Annotated in this window: 6 protein-coding genes and 1 tRNA gene; all 7 read left to right on the top strand. The window is 58.1% G+C overall.

Annotated elements, in window-relative coordinates; translation table 11 throughout:
- Nucleotides 1-3 precede the first annotated feature (3 nt).
- The 7 genes from AC1AY0_RS10395 (at nt 4) to AC1AY0_RS10365 (ending at nt 18,467) form a co-directional block, all read left to right on the top strand.
- Nucleotides 4-9,756 carry a fatty acid synthase subunit beta domain-containing protein gene (locus AC1AY0_RS10395; RefSeq protein ID WP_476526379.1) on the top strand — a complete coding sequence of 3,251 codons (9,753 nt, stop codon included), beginning with the start codon at nt 4-6 and terminating at the stop codon, nt 9,754-9,756.
- Nucleotides 9,757-10,133: 377 nt separating this feature from the next.
- Nucleotides 10,134-10,562, top strand: coding sequence for a holo-ACP synthase (locus AC1AY0_RS10390; protein WP_476526377.1), 429 nt, complete (start codon nt 10,134-10,136; stop codon nt 10,560-10,562).
- A gap of 151 nt (nt 10,563-10,713) precedes the next feature.
- Complete coding sequence (locus AC1AY0_RS10385; protein WP_476526375.1) at nt 10,714-12,693, top strand: alpha-amylase family protein; 1,980 nt, start codon at nt 10,714-10,716, stop codon at nt 12,691-12,693.
- Nucleotides 12,694-12,898: 205 nt separating this feature from the next.
- A complete protein-coding gene (locus tag AC1AY0_RS10380) occupies nt 12,899-13,750 on the top strand; it encodes an excalibur calcium-binding domain-containing protein (protein WP_476524019.1) in 852 nt (283 codons plus the stop codon).
- An 85-nt stretch (nt 13,751-13,835) separates the two neighbouring features.
- Nucleotides 13,836-13,909: transfer RNA gene (locus AC1AY0_RS10375), tRNA-Gly, on the top strand.
- Nucleotides 13,910-14,255: 346 nt separating this feature from the next.
- Nucleotides 14,256-16,646: a DUF7604 domain-containing protein gene (locus AC1AY0_RS10370; RefSeq protein ID WP_476524018.1), complete on the top strand. Its 2,391-nt coding sequence runs from the start codon at nt 14,256-14,258 to the stop codon at nt 16,644-16,646.
- Nucleotides 16,647-16,871: 225 nt separating this feature from the next.
- On the top strand, nt 16,872-18,467 hold the full coding sequence (locus AC1AY0_RS10365) for an isopeptide-forming domain-containing fimbrial protein (RefSeq protein WP_476524017.1): 1,596 nt from the start codon (nt 16,872-16,874) through the stop codon (nt 18,465-18,467).
- Nucleotides 18,468-18,590: the final 123 nt, after the last annotated feature.

The raw sequence follows: 18,590 nt of genomic DNA, 5'->3' as shown, positions 1-18,590 counted from the left end.
ACTATGACTACCTTCTTCCTGAACCGACTGGCCGCTGAGCCGCATGCGCTCGCCTTTGCCGGACAATCCACCCCGTGGCCGGTGGCGCTCGCCGATCAGACCACCGATCCGAGCCTTGCCGAAGCACTGCATGCACATGCCGAAGCCGCCAGCCGACTGCTCGCTCCAGTCGCCGCAGACCTGCTCGCCACCACAGGTCGCCCTGTTGATCTGTTTGGCTTCACCGCAAATCCGGCTCGCCTGGGTACGGCAGCTGACGCCACCGCATCAGTCGAAGGCATCGCACTAACCCAGCTGGGCGCATTGCTCGACCTCGAGCATCTCGGCTACAGCCTGCCTGCCGCCAAGCCGGTTGCCGTGCTTGGCCATTCGCAAGGCGTGCTTGCCGTACACATGGCTCGCGCTATCGAGAAAGCCGGCTCTGTGGAGGCAGCCGGCGACGCATTGAACGAAATCCTGGCCACTGCCTCCCTGATCGGTGCAGCCGGCACCCGCCGCGTGCGCGAACTGGGACTCGGCGCCAAGTATGGCGAGGCCAGCCCGATGCTCTCCGTCAAGGGGGCGACCAAGGCACAAGTCGAGGCACTTATCGCGCGCGTTGTTGACGCCAAGCATGCGCGCGGACCGATTTCCATCGCCGTCACCAATTCCAGCAATCATTACGTGCTGTCGGGCTACCCCGAAGATTTGGCTGCGTTCGCTGTTGAAACCGAACGCGAACACAAGCATCAGGCCAAACTGCGCGAACAGAAGCTGCGCGGCGGTACCGTGTTCAATCCAACGCTCGAATATTTGGAAGTCACCCTGCCATTCCACTCGCCGCTGATGGCCGAGGCTGTGGAGCAGACCGTGGCATGGGCGGCAGCCTGCGGCTTCGACCAGAGCCGTGCACGCGCGCTCGCAGAGGAAGTTCTCATTAATCATGTGGATTGGAATGCGCGCGTCAAGCATCTGCTGGAAACCGCTGACAATCCGGCCAAGCTGTGGATTGTGGATTTGGGTCCGGGCAATACGCTGGGCAAGCTGATTGGCAACGTGGTGCAGGGTACCGGCGTTGGCGTGGTGGAGGCCACGACGCTGGCTGAACGCGCGGCACTGTCGACGCTGGAAACCGAGCCCGAACGCACGCAGAACTGGAAGACATTCGCGCCGCGCGTGATCGCAACCCCGGCCGGAAGCAAGCTTGTCACCAAGTTCTCCAAGCTCACCGGCAAACCGCCGGTACTGCTGCCAGGCATGACTCCTACCACAGTGGACCCGGAAATCGTGGCTGCGGCCGCCAACGCCGGCTACTGGGCTGAGCTCGCAGGCGGTGGCCAGGTAACCGCTGAAGTCTTCGACCGTCACGTGGCTGAGCTGGAACAGCAGCTCGAAGAAGGCCGCACGGTGGAATTCAACGCCATGTTCATGGATCGCTACCTGTGGAACCTGCAGTTCGGCTCCTCCCGCATCGTGCCGAAGAAGCGCGCTTCCGGCGCTCCGATTGATGGCGTGGTGGTGTCCGCTGGCATTCCTGAACTCGATGAGGCCGTTGCTTTGATCAAGTCCCTGCATGCGGACGGCTTGCCATACGTGAGCTTCAAGCCGGGTACCGTTGAGCAGATTCGCCAGGTGGTGGCTATTGCCAAGGCCGTGGCTCCTGCAACCATCATGATTCAGGTGGAAGGCGGCGAGGCGGGCGGTCACCATAGCTGGGAGGCTTTGGATGATCTGCTGGCCGCCACCTACGCTGACGTACGCGCTTGCGAAAACCTGGTGCTGGTGGCCGGTGGCGGTATCGGTACTCCTGAACGTGCCGCCGACTACATTTCCGGCCAGTGGGCTCGCGCATACGGCCTGCCGGATATGCCGGTGGATGGCGTGCTGGTGGGCACCGCCGTGATGACGGCCAAGGAAGCGCACACCAGTCCGGAAGTCAAGCAGCTGCTGGTCAAGACCCAAGGCATTGCTGCCGCTACTGATGGCGCTGAAGTCACTGATAAGGCTCCTGCTGACGTGTTCGCGCCTCAGGCCTCGCATTGGGTGCCGTCCGGAAAGTCCGTGGGCGGTGTCTCCTCTGGTTTGAGCCACCTACACGCGGACATCTATGAGCTGGAGAACGCTTCCGCTGAATGCGGCCGACTGCTGGTGCGTGTTATGAAGCATCCAGAGGAGCTGGACTCTCGCCGCGAGGAAATCATCGCAGCATTGGATAAGACCGCCAAGCCATACTTCGGCGACCTTGCTTCCATGACCTATCTCGAATGGGCTCAGCGTTTCGCCAAACTCGCCTTTCCCTGGGTCGATCCCACGTATGCCGATCGCTTCCAGCATCTGCTCGAGCGTATCGAAGCGCGCGTCAACGATACCGATTCCGGTGAGTTCACCTCCCAGCTGTTCGCCGCAACCGATGCCACTGCCGACGTGGCTGCCGCAGCCGGTCTGCTGACCCGTGCCGGCGTGGCCGCCGATCCGGAAGCCGCACTCGCCAAGCTTGCTGAAGTCTACCCGCGTACTGCCGAGCTCAAGGTAGTGCCCGCGGATGTGGCATGGTTCCCAGTGCTTGTGCGCGAGTATCCGAAGCCGATGCCATTCGTGCCGGTTATCGATCATGATCTGCTGCGCTGGTGGGGTCAGGATCAGCTCTGGCAGTCCGAAGATGCGCGCTATTCCGCCGATTCCGTGCGCGCTATTCCGGGTCCGATTTCCGTGGCTGGCATTACCACGGTGGATGAGCCGGTGGCTTCGATTCTCGGCCGCTTTGAGCAGGCTGCTATCGAACGTGCGAAGGAGGCGGAAGCTGGTGAAGCTGAGGTTGCCGATTTCGCAGCACTTGGCGAAGCCTTGTCTGCTGAAGACTTCATCCGTAAGTCCCCGAACATCTCTTGGGTTGGTCACATTACCGACAATCCCGCCTACGGCACCGCCTTGGGCGACGAGAATTATGAGATTCGCGCATTCGATGCCGCAGCGGGCAAGTACGATCTCGACATCCATCTCGATACTTTCTGGGACAACGATCCGGACGGCGGCACTTCTAAGCATGCCGTGCGCGACATCGTCATTCCGTTGATTGTGAACGGTGCTGAGCCTGGCCGAGTGCCGGTAGTGGATCGTGAGCGACTGATTCCAGACGTGTATGCGATGCTCGCCGCCACCGCAGGCATCGGCAACACCGCAATCACCGGCGACAAACTCACCGCAATGCCGCAGATTGTGCCAGCCTCTCGGCTCCCTCTGACGAGGGAGCTGTCTGCACAGCAGACTGAGGGAGAGAAGGCCAACAACACAGCGACTGCGGCAGCGGTCTCCTCTGATCGTCCGTTCGGCGAAGCATACACTACCTACACTCTCTCCGCCAACCTTGGTTTCGACCACGAAGCGGCCACCGGTGGCGCTCTGCCTGCAGCACTGCAGCCCAGCCGCATCGCGCCTGATGCATTGGTCGGCCCGGCATGGCCGGCGATTTACGCGGCACTCGGCTCCGTATCCGTCAACGGATACCCGGTAATCGAAGGCCTGCTCAATGCTGTGCATCTCGACCATCTCATCGAACTTGAAGTTGATGAAGAAGAACTGCTGCGCCACGTTGGCGAGACCGTTGCACTCACCTCGTGGGCGGAGGACTACTTCGAATCCGCATCCGGCCGCGTAGTCGCTATCCATGTGACCCACACCGCCGCCGACGGCACGCTGCTCGCCCGCGAAACCGAACGTTTCGCGATTCGCGGCCGCGTCTATTCTGACGCACTGCCGGCCGATGCGCCGGAATTCGGTGGGGCCGAACACGACGAAATCGAGTCCACTCCAAGGCGTTTGCTGCGCCGCGTGAAGGTCACCGCTCCGAGCGACATGACTGCCTTCGCCCGCACTTCCGGTGATTTCAACCCGATTCACACCTCCACTCGTGGCGCGCGTATCTCCGGCCTCAAGGCTCCGCTCGTGCATGGTATGTGGCTGTCCGCCACCGCCCAGCACGCCGTGCAAGCCAAGGACGATAAGGGTGCTCATTACGAGATTGCCGGCTGGACCTACAACATGTACGGCATGGTGCAGCTCGGTGACGTGGTCGAGATTTCCGTGGAACGCGTCGGCAAGGTCAGCCACGGCGGCATGACTCTCGAAGTCACCTGCCGTATCGATGGCCAGTTGGTCTCCCGCGGCACCGCACTGGTTCGCGCACCTCGCGCTGCTTTCGTCTACCCAGGCCAGGGCATCCAGAAGCAAGGTATGGTATTGGACGAGCGTGCCAAGTCCGCTGCTGCCCGCGACGTATGGGAGCGTGCAGATAAGCTGACCCGCACCAAGCTGGGATTCTCCATCATCGGACTGGTTCGCGATAATCCTAAGGAACTGACCGCCAACGGCGTCACCTATCGTCACCCTGAAGGACTGCTCAATCTCACCCAGTTCACTCAGGTGGCGCTCGCTACCGTGGCCTTCGCGCAAACCGCACGTTTGCGCGAAGCCGGTGCTGATATTTGGCCCGCTTACTTTGCTGGCCATTCACTCGGTGAATACAATGCGCTGTCTGCATTCGCTGGCGTGATTCCGTTGGAAACCGTGCTGGAACTCGTGTTCCACCGTGGTTCCACCATGCACCATCTGATCGATCGCGACGCCCAGGGCCGCTCCAACTACCGCATGGGAGCCCTGCGCCCAAACCAGTTCGGTGTGGATGACGCGCACGTGCGCGAGTACGTTGACAGCGTGGCGCAAAAGAGCGGCGAATTCCTGCAGATTGTGAACTACAACCTTGCCGGCCAGCAGTACGCCATCGCCGGCACGATTGCAGGCCTCAAGGCCCTGAAGACCGACGCCGCACGCCGCGTTGCCGAATACGGTGGCAAGCCGGCGTTCATGCTGGTGCCGGGCATTGATGTGCCGTTCCACTCCACACTGCTGCGCAAGGGCGTGCCGGAGTTCCGCGACAAGCTCGACGCACTGCTGCCGCAGTACATCGACTACCGTGGCCGTCTGGTTGGCCGTTATATTCCGAACCTGGTGGCTGTGCCGTTTGAGATGACGCGCGAATTCGCGGCGAAGATTCTTGAAGTCGTGCCGTCCGAGCGCATCCGCGAGGCGCTGGAGAATCCGGCTGTGTGGGATTCCTATGCTGCCGACGATCAGAAGCTCGGCCGACTGCTGCTGACCGAACTGCTCTCCTGGCAGTTCGCCTCCCCGGTGCGTTGGATTGAAACCCAGGCCCTGCTGTTCGGCTCTCGAACTGCTGGAGGACTCGGCGTTGAAGAATACGTGGAAGTCGGACTCGGTAACGCGCCGACCCTGGCCAACCTCGGTGCCAAGACCCTGCGTCTGCCCGAATTCGCCGGCACCGACACCGTGGTCTACAACGTAGGCCGCGACGAAGGCCGCGTCTACATGACCGATTCGGACTCGCTGGTTCCTGAGGAAGATGACGAGTCCACTTCGGCTCCCTCTGACGACGGGGCTGGCAGCCGCAGGCTGACTGAGGGAGAGACCGCGGCTCACGCCGCCAACAATACGGCATTGGCCGCAGGCCAATCCTCTGTTTCCGCGGCTCACGCTGCATCTTCTCTCCCTCAGCCTGCTTCGCAGGCAGCTCCCTCGTCAGAGGGAGCCAAGAACGGTGCCGCTTCCCAACTTGGTTCCGCTCCCGCAGTCGGAGCTCCGTCCGGCGCAGCCATCGCCGACCTTCCTTTCAAGGCATCCGACGCCATCGGCGTGCTCATGGCCTACTCCGCCAAGGTGCGTCTTGACCAAATCGGCAGCACCGACACCACCGATACCCTGACTAACGGTGTCTCGTCTCGCCGTAATCAGCTGCTGATGGACATCAGCTCCGAACTCGGCGTGGCCAGCGTGGATGGGGCTGCCGAGGCGACGCTGGTGCAGCTTGCTCAAATCGTCAATAAAGCTGCCCCGAACTACAAGCCGTTTGGTGCTGTGCTTTCCGAGGCATTGCGCGATCGTTTGCGCGCACTGTTTGGTGCTGCCGGCGTCAAGCAGCAGTACATTCGCGACCGTGTGACCGGCGTCTGGCAGCTCGGTGAAGGCTGGGTGGCCAGCGTGCTTGCCGTTCTGCTGTTGGACACTCGTGAAGGTGCCAGCTCCCGTGGTGGTGACCTGGCCAAGTTGCCTACCGCAGCTGTGCAGTCCAAGGCTGAAGCCGATAAGCTCATCGACGCAGCCGTTCAGGCAGTCGCTCAGCTGAAGGGTATTTCCGTGGCTCTGCCTTCCGCAGGCGGTGCAGCCGGTGGCGCTGTGGTGGATTCCGCAGCTCTCGATGCGTTCGCTGAAAAGGTCACTGGTTCCAATGGCGTACTTGCCGCCACCGCTCGCTTCGTGCTGAACGAACTCGGCGTGGCCGCTCCGGTGCCGGAAGAAACCGAAGATGAGAATGCGGCTGTTGTGGCTGCCGTCGAAGCTGAACTCGGCTCCGATTGGCCGAAGCAGGTTGAGCCTCGCTTCGATGCCAACAAGGCCATTCTCTTCGATGACCGTTGGGCTTCCGCTCGCGAGGATTTGGCGCGCGCCTACTACGAACACGATGCTTCCGCACTGGAAGGCAGCTTCATCGGCCTCGGCAAAACCATCGCCGACGAATCTACTTGGTTTGCTGACCAGCTCTTGGCTCCCTCTGATGAGGGAGCTGTCGAGCAGCGCGAGACTGAGGGAGAGAAGCCGAATAAGACTGCGGCCATGTCAGTGGCCTCCACTTCAATCTCCGACCTCAAGTCCATCTTCCAAAAGGTCGCCTCCGAAGCCCTCGAACCCGCATCCTCAAGCGTTCAAGCATCCCGCTTCGCGAACGACATCGCCATCGTTACCGGCGTAAGCCCGAACTCGATTGCAGCTCAGGTGGTTGAAGGACTGCTCGCAGGTGGTGCCACCGTGGTGGCTACCTCCCACAGTTTCAAGCCGTCTATCAAGGCTTGGGCAAAGCAGGCGTACCGTGCACATGCCACCGGTAACGCCAAGCTGTGGCTGGTTCCGGCCAACCTCTCCAGCTACCGCGATGTGGATGCACTGGTCGACTGGGTGGGCAACGAGCAGAAGAAGACCTCCGGTGCCACCACCACGATTCTGAAGCCCGCGTATGAGCCGACACTGTTCTTCCCGTTCGCAGCGCCGCCGGTCCACGGCACTTTGGCCGATGCTGGCGACCTGTTCGAGTCCCAGGCTCGACTCATGCTCTGGGGTGTGGAACGCGCCATCGCAGGTTTGTCGAAAATTGGTGCTGACACCAACGTGCAGCACAAGCTTCACGTGGTGCTGCCCGGTTCCCCGAACCGTGGCGTGTTCGGCGGTGACGGTGCATACGGCGAAGTCAAGTCTGCATTCGATGCCGTAGTCAATCGTGCTCGTGCCGAACGTGATGCTTGGGCTGGACGCGTGACCTTCGCTCATCCGAAGATCGGTTGGGTGCGTGGCACCGGCCTGATGGGCGGTAACGATCCACTGGTCAATGTGGTGGAGCGTCACGGTATCCACACCTATTCGACTGCTCAGATTGCAGCCAAGCTACTTGATCTGTGCACTGCCGAATCCCGTGCGGAAGCCGTCAAGCATCCGCTCGACGTGGACCTGACCGGTGGTCTCGGCTCCGAGCCCATCGATATCAAGGCCCTCCGAGCCGAAGCCGAAGCTGACGCCGCTAAGGCGGCCCCCTCTGACGAGGGAGCTGTCACGGCAAATGCCGTGACTGAGGGAGAGAAGCGAGAACACAGTGCCGAAGGCTCCGTGTTGAAGGCTCTGCCCACGCCAATCATCACCAAACAGGCTGCAGTCAACCTCGACGATTGGCAGAACGTCACCGCAAAGCCAGAAGATGAAATCGTCATCGTCTCCATCGGCGAACTCGGACCGTGGGGCTCCGGCCGTACCCGTGCCGAAGCCGAACTGGGCATCCATTCGGACGGCGAAGTCGATCTGAGTGCTGGCGCAGTACTCGAACTGGCTTGGAACATGGGCCTGCTCAGCTGGACCGATAGCCCGAAGCCAGGCTGGTACGACACGGACGGCAACCTCGTTCCCGAAGAGGACATTGCCGAGCGTTATCACGACGAAGTCGTGGCCCGCTCTGGTATTCGTCCGTTCGAGGAGGGCATGGGCAACGACTACAAGGATGGTGCCGACGAAGAGGAAGCCGAGGTCTTCCTGGACCACGACGTCACCTTCTCCGTGCCGAGCCAGGAAGTCGCTGCCGAATACGTCAAGATGGACTCCAAGCACACCACCATCGCTCCGGATGTCGAATCCGGCGAATGGAATGTGACCCGTCACGCCGGCTCGATGATTCGCGTTCCGCGCCGCGCCACCATGACCCGTACGGTTGGCGGCCAATTCCCGAAGGGCTTCGACCCGACCCGTTGGGGCATTCCTGCCTCGATGGTTGGCGACGTGGACAAGATCGCACTGTGGAACATCGTCACCACGGTGGACGCCTACTTGGGCGCCGGTTTCACCCCGGTTGAAATCCTGCAGTCGATTCACCCCTCGCTGGTGGCTTCGACCCAGGGCACCGGTTTCGGCGGCATGATGTCGATGCGCAAGCTGTACCTCGACCGCTTCCTCAACCACGAGATTCCGACCGACATCCTGCAGGAAGCCTTGCCGAATGTGGTGGCTGCACACGTGATGCAGTCCTACATCGGCGGCTACGGCAATATGATTCAGCCGGTTTCCGCCTGCGCTACCGCAGCAGTTTCTCTGGAAGAGGGCGTCGATAAGATCGCTCTCGGCAAGGCGGACTTCGTGGTTACCGGTGCCATCGATGACATTGGCGTGGAATCGGTGATCGGATTCGGCAACATGAACGCCACCGCCAATTCCGCCGAAATGTACGGCAAGGGCATCGATTCGCGCTTCTTCTCCCGTGCGAACGACCGTCGTCGTGGTGGCTTCCTGGAATCCCAGGGCGGTGGCACGATTCTCGTGACCCGTGGCGATATCGCGCTGAAGCTGGGACTCCCGGTTGCGGCTGTGGTGGGCTTCATCCACAGCTATGCGGATGGTGCGCACACCTCGATTCCGGCTCCGGGCCTTGGCGCTCTGGCGGCTGGTCTTGGCGGACGCAAGTCCAAGCTGGTGCACGATTTGGCGGCTCTGGGTGTTTCCGCGGACGATATTGCCGTAGTCTCCAAGCACGACACCTCCACCAATGCCAACGATCCGAACGAATCCGAGCTGCACAATACGCTGGCCCACGCGATTGGCCGCACGGACGGCAACCCGCTGTTCGTCATCTCCCAGAAGACGCTCACCGGTCATGCCAAGGGCGGTGCCTGCATCTTCCAGGTCAACGGCTTGACTCAGCTGTTCAAGTCCGGCGTGATTCCGGCTAATGCCGCACTCGACTGCGTCGATCCGAAGCTTCAGCGCGACGATCACATGGTTTGGGTTCGTAAGTCTTTGCGCATCGGCGGCGGCGAAGACCAGTTCGGTCACGAGACTGCTGGTCGCCCAGTGAAGGCCGGTTTGGCTACTTCACTCGGTTTCGGCCATGTCTCCGGCTTCGTTGCACTGGTTCACCCTGGTGCCTTCGAGGCAGCCGTGGCCCGCGCGGACGGCGAGGAGGCCCTGAAGGTTTGGCGTGAACGCGCCAATGCACGCCTGGCAGCCGGTCAGCGTCACCTGGAGGAAGGCATGATGGGTCGCGCCGCGCTCTACGAGCCCATCGAGAACCGTCGCTTCCACGACGATTCTCGCGGCTACGACCACCACGAGGTCGAAAAGGCCATGCTCCTCAATCCGGATGCTCGCCTTGGTGCCAACGGCTTCTACGAAGCCTGATAGCTCTCGCTAAAAAGACAAGGACGCAGTAGAAAGCCACTCCTCGGAGTGGCTTTCTACGTTACGAGGGGCTGATTTCCGCTTTTCGAAACATCTATCTGCGTTACCAGGGGCTGCCTCCCAAGTACTCACCCGCTAAGAATGGCGAAACGACGTTGGTATTACGCCGTTTTTGAGTATTGATAGTGCGGCGACCAGCCCCTTGTAACGCAGATAGACCTCCGGCGAACCGCAAATCAGCCCCTGGTAACGCAGAAATGCCCATATTGGTATTCCGTTCCCTTGTTGGATTCTGATGAAGGTCCATTTCGACAATTGTTGGTCAGTGTCCTACTGTTGAGATGTCTGTAATGAGGGGTGGAAGGCGAATTGCCGTTATGGGAGTGCAAGGTTTGGGGCATGATGTGGTCGATGTGACTGCGTTTGCCGAGCAGCTCGCCGAGCCTGGCTCTCGGATGCGCTCGCTGTTTTCGCCGCGCGAGCTTCGGCAGGCCGCCGAACGCGCGCGTCAAAAAAACGATGGCGAGGCTGTGCATTTGGCGGCCAAGTGGGCTGGCAAGGAAGCGTTCCTCAAAGCGTGGTGCGAGGCGCTGGGGGAGCGGTCTTACCCATTTACGCTTGATAATTTCCCGTGGCGAGAAGTCGAAATCCTCGATGATTCGCGCGGTGTGCCACGTGTGATGCTGTCTGGCAATGCTGAGCAATCGTTTCATGATTACGCGGGTTCGATTCCCGCGATTCAGATTCATATTTCTCTCAGCCACGATGGTCCTGTTGCTTCGGCTGTGGTGATAATCGCGTCTTGATGGTCGCCTGATTCGCGTGGATGAAACATCGCCTGAAAAGTAAGGAATTCCCCGGAGTGTCGCACATGCCGACGTCGAACCGGTTCGATACTATAGACATCAACGTCAATCGGTTGACGCGGGCATAAAGAATGGGACGAAGGAGTTTCCGATGGCTCAGGGTAACCAATCGGTAGAAGCAACCACCACCGCAGCCAAGGCCAAGACCGCAAAGTTGGCCAAGACCGCCGCAGCAACAAAGCGTACGACCGCAGCAAAGGCCAACGCTAAAGCAAAAACAGCAGCTAAACCGAAGCGTACTGCCCCAAGCCCTGTATTCCAGTCTCGCCTCGCATCTCGTAAAGATGAGCTCGAGCAGCTCTTCATGAGCCTCTACGGTGAGCGTCCTACCGCTGCCGAAGACTTCAACGCCCTCCTCGAATCCATGGCCACCTCGTACGCCGATCGTCCGACGGATCTGAAGCGTCTCGACAAGACTCGCGAGCAGGATCCGGAATGGTACAAGCGCGGCGACATGTTCGGCATGACCATGTACACCGACCTTTTCGCCGGCGACCTCAAGAAGCTTGCGGATAAGATTCCGTACCTCAAGGAGCAGAAGCTCACCTACCTGCACCTGATGCCGCTGCTTGATATGCCGCACCCGAACAACGACGGTGGTTACGCGGTCCAGGATTTCGACACCGTCGACCCCAAGCTCGGCACGAACGAAGACCTCGCAAACCTCGCCAAGAAGCTGCGCCGCGCCGGCATCAGCCTGTGCATCGACTTCGTGATGAACCACACCGCTTCCTCCCACCGCTGGGCCAAGGCCGCGCAGGCCGGCGATCCCGAATATCAGGATTACTACTTCTGCTACGACGACCGCACCGTGCCGGATGAGTATGATGCGCACGTGCCGCAGGTCTTCCCGAACACCGCTCCGGGCAACTTCACCTGGAACGAGCAGATGGGCAAGTGGGTTATGACCCAGTTCTACCCATTCCAGTGGGACCTCAACTACCGCAACCCCAAGGTGCTTGTGGCCATGATGGGCTCCGTGATGCACCTGGCCAACCTCGGCGTGGAAGTCTTCCGTATCGACGCCGTGCCGTACATCTGGAAGGAACTCGGCACCAACTGCCGTAACCTGCCTCAGGTGCACACCATCGTGCGCATGCTGCGCATCATTCTGGAATGCGTCTGCCCGGCCGTGGTGCTGAAGGGCGAAGTGGTGATGGCCCCCAAGGAGCTCGCCGCCTACTTCGGCACTCCGGAAGCCCCCGAGTGCCACATGCTGTACAACGTGTCCATCATGGTGAACCTGTGGAGCGCGCTCGCCAGCCGCGATGTGCGTCTGCTCAAGAACCAAATCGATAAGCTCGACGCTCTGCCTGAAAACTGCTGGTTCGTCAACTACCTGCGCTGCCATGACGATATCGGCTGGGGACTCGACGAGGATGTGGAACGTTACCTCGACATCGACCCGCTGAAGCACAAGGAATTCCTGTACCACTTCTACGAGGGCGCAGTTCCCGGCAGCTGGTCGATGGGCGAGCTCTACAACTACGATGAAGCCACCCGCGACGCCCGTAGCTGCGGCACCACCGCATCCCTCACCGGCATTGAAAAGGCCATCATCACACATGACAAGCCGCTGTATGAGACCTCGATCAAGCGCGATCTGCTGATGCATCAGACCATGGCATTCCTTCGCGGTTTCCCGATGCTCAACTGCGGCGACGAAATCGGCCAGCTCAACGGCTGGGATTACAAGGATGATCCGGATCGTGTGGAAGACAGCCGCAACCTCCACCGCAGCAAGTTCGACTGGGACAAGGCTGCGCTGCGCAAGAAGGCTGGCACGCTTCAGAACCGACTGTGGAAGGGCATGGAAGGCCTGCGCGAAGAGCGTCACGATCCGTGCTTCGCTCCGGATGCCTGGGTTTCCACTTGGGATACCTTCAATGATGCTGTGCTTGCAGTGATTCGTAAGGTTGATGACGCCGTGCTGGTGGGCCTGTTCAACTTCTCCGAACTTGAGCAGCACGTGCACTTGAACCCGGGGGCTGATGAATCCGGCGACTCTGTAATCAAGGATCCGCTGGAAGCCGACCTCGCTCCGTACGAAGCTCGCTTCATTCACCTGTGATGCTGTGATTCTCTGATCCTGTTTGCGCTTGAACGATGGCGGCTCTCCTTACTAACGATGAGAGCCGCCATCGTTTTATGTTTGGCAGGCCCGCGCGCCGGTGATTGCTCTGCTTCTTTTCGGTATGCTGGAATCAATTCAATGGTGAAGGTTCTTTACATACCACCGTTCGAGAGCTGTTCAAATAAATGAGGAGAGAAGTGCGATGACGCATTATTCTGCTGTATGTTCGTATGCCAAGCGCTCCAGAATGATTGTTTGGGTGCTGGCTGTGGTCCTGGCAATGGTTCTGGGACTCGTGCTGGGCGGATGTTCGGAATCCGCTCAGGCTACTGTTCCCGATGTGACTGAAAAGACGTTGTCTGACGCGCGCGATGCGCTGAAGGAACAAGGCTTCAGCGATATTACGTCGGTGGATAAAGAAGGCAAGGATACTGACGAGGATGACTGGGTGGTGCTCGCGCAGGATCCTCAAGCTGGTGAGTCTGTGAGCTCAAGTACTGAAATCAAGCTGACGATTGGCAAAGATGTGTCCCGGATTTCCGAAATTGCAACCAAAGGTCGTGTGTGGTCTGAGGCAAAGGACGAGCTGGAAAAAGCTGGTTTTACTACTGATGATTACGAAGTGAAAAGTGACACCGGCAAGATGGTGCTTATGGCTTCAAACTGGATTGTCCAATCGGTGACCGATGGCGATAAGCCGGTGATTAACGTTCGCAAGGAAAGCGACATTAAGGCGGAAGAGGAAGCAAAGAAGCAAGCCGAGGAAGAAGCGCAAAAGAAGGCAGAGGAGGAGGCCGCTCAGAAGGCTGCCGAAGAAGAAGCAGCTAGGAAGGCGGCCGAAGAGCAGGCTGCTGCCGCAGAAGCGCAAAGGCAGGCCGAAGCGCAAGCCCAGCAGCAGGCACAGCAGCAACAGCAGCAACAACAGGCTCAGCAAAATGTGTATTACGCCAACTGTGACGCGGTGCGAGCCGCTGGTGCTGCGCCGCTATATCAAGGGCAGCCGGGATACTCCACCAAGCTTGACCGTGATCGCGATGGCATAGCGTGCGAGTAGCTGCAGATTGCGGCACCAATATGGGCTTGCTGCTTTCGGGGATTTGTGTATAATATCTCAAGTCGCCAAAAGCGACGCCCTAAACGCGGATGTAGCTCAATGGTAGAGCCTCAGTCTTCCAAACTGATTACGCGGGTTCGATTCCCGTCATCCGCTCCACTAAAAAAGGCCGGAAGCCCAAGCACTGCAAGGGTTTCCGGCCTTTACTGTTTTCGGCTGCACTCGCCGCATCAGCGCAAGATTTGCACGTAGCCTTGTTTGAGGCTTGCTGCTGTCCGAATCCCGCATCTCGGGCGCGACTCGCCATGCTATAGGGAAAAGCTGATTGCACTTCGGGGGAGTTGTGCAATCGAAGCTTTCCAGAGATTCCAATAATCCTTGATATTTCGGGGAAAATCTGCCCTCTACTAGGGTGTACGCATCCTCATTTTTCGTTGAATAGCCTAACGCCTTGTAGGCGTATAGCCAGGGTTTGGCGTACGCAATCGTAGAGATAGGCAAGGCTATGAAGAGAATGAGAGACTGGTTCGCCGCAGTTGGGGATGCGGCGAACAAAAACGGTAAGCGTGCCGTAGCCATCATTGCTGCTTTGGCGATGCTCGGTGGCGTCGCCGGCGTAAGCGCAACCGCTATGGCTGATCAATCCGCTAACGCTAATACTCAGGCAAAGCAGGAAGAAACTTCGACTGATGCAAAGGCGAAAGCTGAGGCAACAGCCGAGGCCTCCAGCCTGAAGCCGGCAAGCGTTGAGGCAAATGCTGATACGGATTTGGGCGCTCCTGCACACCGTAAGTACATCAAGTACAACAACGATGGCACCTATTGGCTGAGCCTTGATGTGACTGGCGCATCCCGTGCTAGCACTGAAGAGAAGCACCAGCCTGCCGACGTGGTGTTGGTGATGGATTCCTCCGGCAGTATGTCGAATCGGGAATGTCTGAAAACAGATTGGTTTGGGGACTGCACTTCCTATGGCAATAGCCGTTGGGAAATTGCAACTTCAGCAGCATCGACGCTTGCGCAGAAGTTGCTGACGGCAGAAAATGCTGCTTTGCCAGCTGACCAGCAAGTGCAAATGTCCGTAGTAGATTTTGATACTACGTCTCGTATTGAAAGGCTTGGTAATGGTCAGTGGACCACATCTTCTCAGGCCGTTATCAATTCCTTCAGCAATATGGATGCGAGCTACCAAAACGGTGGCGGTACGAACTGGGAAGCTGCATTGAAGTCTGCCAATTCTTTGAATACTGCACGCGCCGGAGCGAAAAAATACATCGTATTTGTGTCTGATGGTGCTCCTACATATCGCATTGGCGGAGGAGATGGTTCCAGTGATGATGACAACAGGAATTTCCAAGCTGCCGTCAATCAAGCTAATCAGCGCAATGGCGCCACGCTGTATGCAGTAAGTACTGGTGCTGAAGCGAATGAGAAGATGCAGGAATTCGCTCAGGACATCAATCCGCAGGGAACCTTCTTCGATGGTACGGATGCCACGAAGCTTGCTAACGCATTCGATACCATCATCGAACAGATCAAGACGAATTCCACGTATCAGGATGTGCTGATTAAGGACACCCTGTCAGGCTATGCAGTGTCGACTGATCAAAACAGTGGCACTGGATACCTACTGTCCGCTTCCGCTCGTGATGCAGACGGTAACGATGTATCGAAGACGGATCCGGCAGCAACAAAGATGCACGCGGTTTATGACCAGCAAACGCAACAGCTGTCGCTGAACTTCGACGAAGGTACAAAGCTCAGCCCAAGCGTCACCTACACGGTGTCCATCATGCTGAAGCCGTCTGATGCTGCATATCAGTACTTCATTGAGCATTCTGGCCAATACCCGAACACCGGTGATCAAGGCACTGATGCTGAAGGTAATGACACCAGCTCCGGTAAGCCTGGTTTCTATTCCAATGCTGATAATGCTGATGGCACTACGCAGGCAAACGTGTACTACAAGGTCGTTACCAATGTAAATGGTCAGGAGACTGTAGGCGAGCAGCAAAGCTCTGCATATGACAAGCCTGTTATTCAGGTGAATGTGCCAAGTATCACGCTGGTCAAGGGCGTGGATAATACGAATGCTGGCACCTACGGTGCAAAGCCTTCCGATTGGAAGCTGTCTGCGTTGAAGAACAACGGTACTTACGGTATTGATGCAATTAATCCGTCTGGCGAGGTCACTACTGATGGCAATGTTTCCAAGCAGTCTGTGGCCAAGACTCTGGTGGCTCCTGGAACTTATAAGTTGAGCGAATCGGCTGATACTTCCACAGGCTACAAGTACTTCGGCGGTTACTCTGCAGGCCAGTGGTCTTGCGTGGATGCCAATGGTAATAAGGTCGCGGTTTCCAAGAACGACACGGTGAACTTGGCTCAAGGCGTTGACCTCACTTGCACGGTGGTCAATACCGCGAAGCCTGGTGCTGTTCAGTGGGAAAAGGTGGACGCTAACAAGCAGGATCAGCTGTTGTCTGGTTCTGAATGGACGCTCACCGGTAAGACTGATACCAACTTCAGCAAGAACGTGGTTGACGATGGCGATAACGATACTGCAGCCAACAACGCCGGCACTATTAAGGTGTCTGGTCTGAAGTGGGGCGAGTATTCGTTGAAGGAAACTGTTGCTCCTAAGGGATATCAGCTTTCCGATACAACCTACGACGTCGCGGTTCTGCCTACGAATGATGCCTCCGATGGGAATGAGTTCACTGTAGACGCTGTCACCGGTGGCAAGATTTCGAACACGTTTATCTCGGTCTCTCAGTTGCCGCTCACGGGTGGCAAGTCGGCTCGTGACTGGGTGGTGTTTGGCGGCGGTATGGGCACGCTTGCTCTGATCGCTGCGGCTGGCTACACCATCTGGCGCAAGCGTCAACTGATCTGATTCCCACGCAATCCTGTGATGTTTTTGGCTCCCCCTCGCTGAGGGGAGCTGGCACCGCAGGTGACTGAGGGGAGCGATTCAAACCACTAGCCCCTCGCTCAAATTAAAGATTTGCGGATCGCGGTGGCCCTGCTAAGGGGCTGCGGCCTCCGCGATTGCAAGAAAACACATGCCGGTGGTCTCCTCTGCCGGCAATAAGAAGTAATAAGGAAGAGAGGATTTCTCATGAAGATGAGGAAGCTTTTCGCGGGCGTAGCCGCTGTGGCCACCCTGCTCGGTGGTATGGCGTTCGGCGTCACCACCGCTAATGCGGCCGATTCTCTCATCACCTTGAATGGTGCTGAGGCTGGCCATACCTATACTGCCTACAAGATTGGCGATTACACCTCTGCTGAGGTGAAGGACGGCAAGCTTGCAAGCGTTAGCGTGAACACTGTTGACGGCTGGGCTGATGCTGTCACCGCCGCTGTTCCTGCCTCGAAGAAGGACAACGGCCAGATTCCTGATCCGTACAAGAGCAATCCGATTGCTTATGTAGCTTCCTGGGATACGATGACGGACAGCGCCGCTCTGCGTGAGTTCGCTTCGGCTCTTCAGAAGGCTGTAAGAGATGATACCGCTCTGCAGGCCAAGGGCGTTGCTGCCGATCAGGTAACTGAAGAAGGCTGGTACCTCGTGACCGATTCCCATCAGGTCACCTATCCGGGAACCACGACTCCGTCCACCAAGTATGGTTCTGCTGTGTTGGTTGGTACTCAGGTAACCGTTGATGGCACTGTATACAACCAGCTCAAGGATCAGCCGCTGGGCACGGTTAACGTGAAGCCCGACACTGTTCCGGTCAGCAAGACTGTGAGCACCGTGCAGAGTGAGGATGGTAGCCAGTCTGTTGCTCAGGAGATCGGCAAGGACGTGTATTACACGCTGACCAGCGCTGTGCCGAACAACACTGGTGTGGCATCCCCGAGCTTCAAGTTCGTGGATTCTCTCTCCGTCAACTTCACTTACAAGCAGGTTGACAGCATCACCATCGGTGGTAAGGCCGTCGAAAATCCTGCACAGTATGTGACGGTCACCGAGCCCACTACTTCCGGCAACAGCACCTCCATCACTGTTGACCTGTCCTCGATTATCAACAACTACAACTTCAACGACAAGATTGTCGTCAAGTACACTGCAACCCTGAACACGAAGGCTGTCTTGGCTCCGTACAAGAACGCTAACTCCGTGAAGGTTCAATTCAATGACAAGTCCACTGATTGGGCAACCGCCGATGTCTACACCGGCCAGCTTCAGCTGACGAAGACTAATGCTCAGGGCGAAGCTTTGGATGGCGCTCAGTTCCAGGTCTATGCCAAGGAAGGTGACGGTTACTCCACCACGCCGCTGAAGTTCCAGAGCTCTGTCAACTCCGGCATGAAGTATCGTGTGGATGCTAATGCTAAGCAGGAAAATCCTGATGTAGTGACCGTTAACAGCACCAACAACCAGAAGACTGTTCTCGAAGGCCTCGAAGGCGACTACAAGATTGTGGAGGTTAAGGCTCCTGAAGGCTACTCCTCCAACTTCCTGCCTACCTTCTATGTCAATGTCCATTCTGATGAGAACGGCACTACTGTGACCCTGACGCAGGATGCAAACAAGCTTGCTACTGAGAAAGATAATGTTGTAACCGTTGTCAACGTCAAGAACATCACCCAGCTGCCGCTGACTGGTGCTGCTGGCACTGCACTGTTCGCCGTTCTCGCTCTGCTGATCGCAGGCGCTGGCGTGACTGTGTTCGCCAAGTCCCGTTCCACCAAGCGCGCTCTCGAAGCGTGAGCTTGACAGTTACTCAATCTCATAATTGAGTAACAAGTAATACCAAAGCCGACCTGAGTATTCAGGCCGGCTTTTTTCGTGCATTATCAAGGAAAATCGGGTACATTATTAACCCTTCTAGGG

Source organism: Bifidobacterium sp. LH_416 (assembly GCF_056357055.1).
The sequence above is the reverse complement of the archived record's forward strand: the minus strand, read 5'-3'. Positions and strand labels throughout refer to the sequence as shown.

Excerpts from the sequence above, each read along its gene's own strand:
- AC1AY0_RS10365 (WP_476524017.1), top strand. The coding sequence starts at position 16,872 with ATGAAGATGAGGAAGCTTTTCGCGGGCGTAGCCGCTGTGGCCACCCTG.
- AC1AY0_RS10370 (WP_476524018.1), top strand. The coding sequence starts at position 14,256 with ATGAAGAGAATGAGAGACTGGTTCGCCGCAGTTGGGGATGCGGCGAAC.
- AC1AY0_RS10385 (WP_476526375.1), top strand. The coding sequence starts at position 10,714 with ATGGCTCAGGGTAACCAATCGGTAGAAGCAACCACCACCGCAGCCAAG.
- AC1AY0_RS10395 (WP_476526379.1), top strand. The coding sequence starts at position 4 with ATGACTACCTTCTTCCTGAACCGACTGGCCGCTGAGCCGCATGCGCTC.
- AC1AY0_RS10380 (WP_476524019.1), top strand. The coding sequence starts at position 12,899 with ATGACGCATTATTCTGCTGTATGTTCGTATGCCAAGCGCTCCAGAATG.
- AC1AY0_RS10390 (WP_476526377.1), top strand. The coding sequence starts at position 10,134 with ATGGGAGTGCAAGGTTTGGGGCATGATGTGGTCGATGTGACTGCGTTT.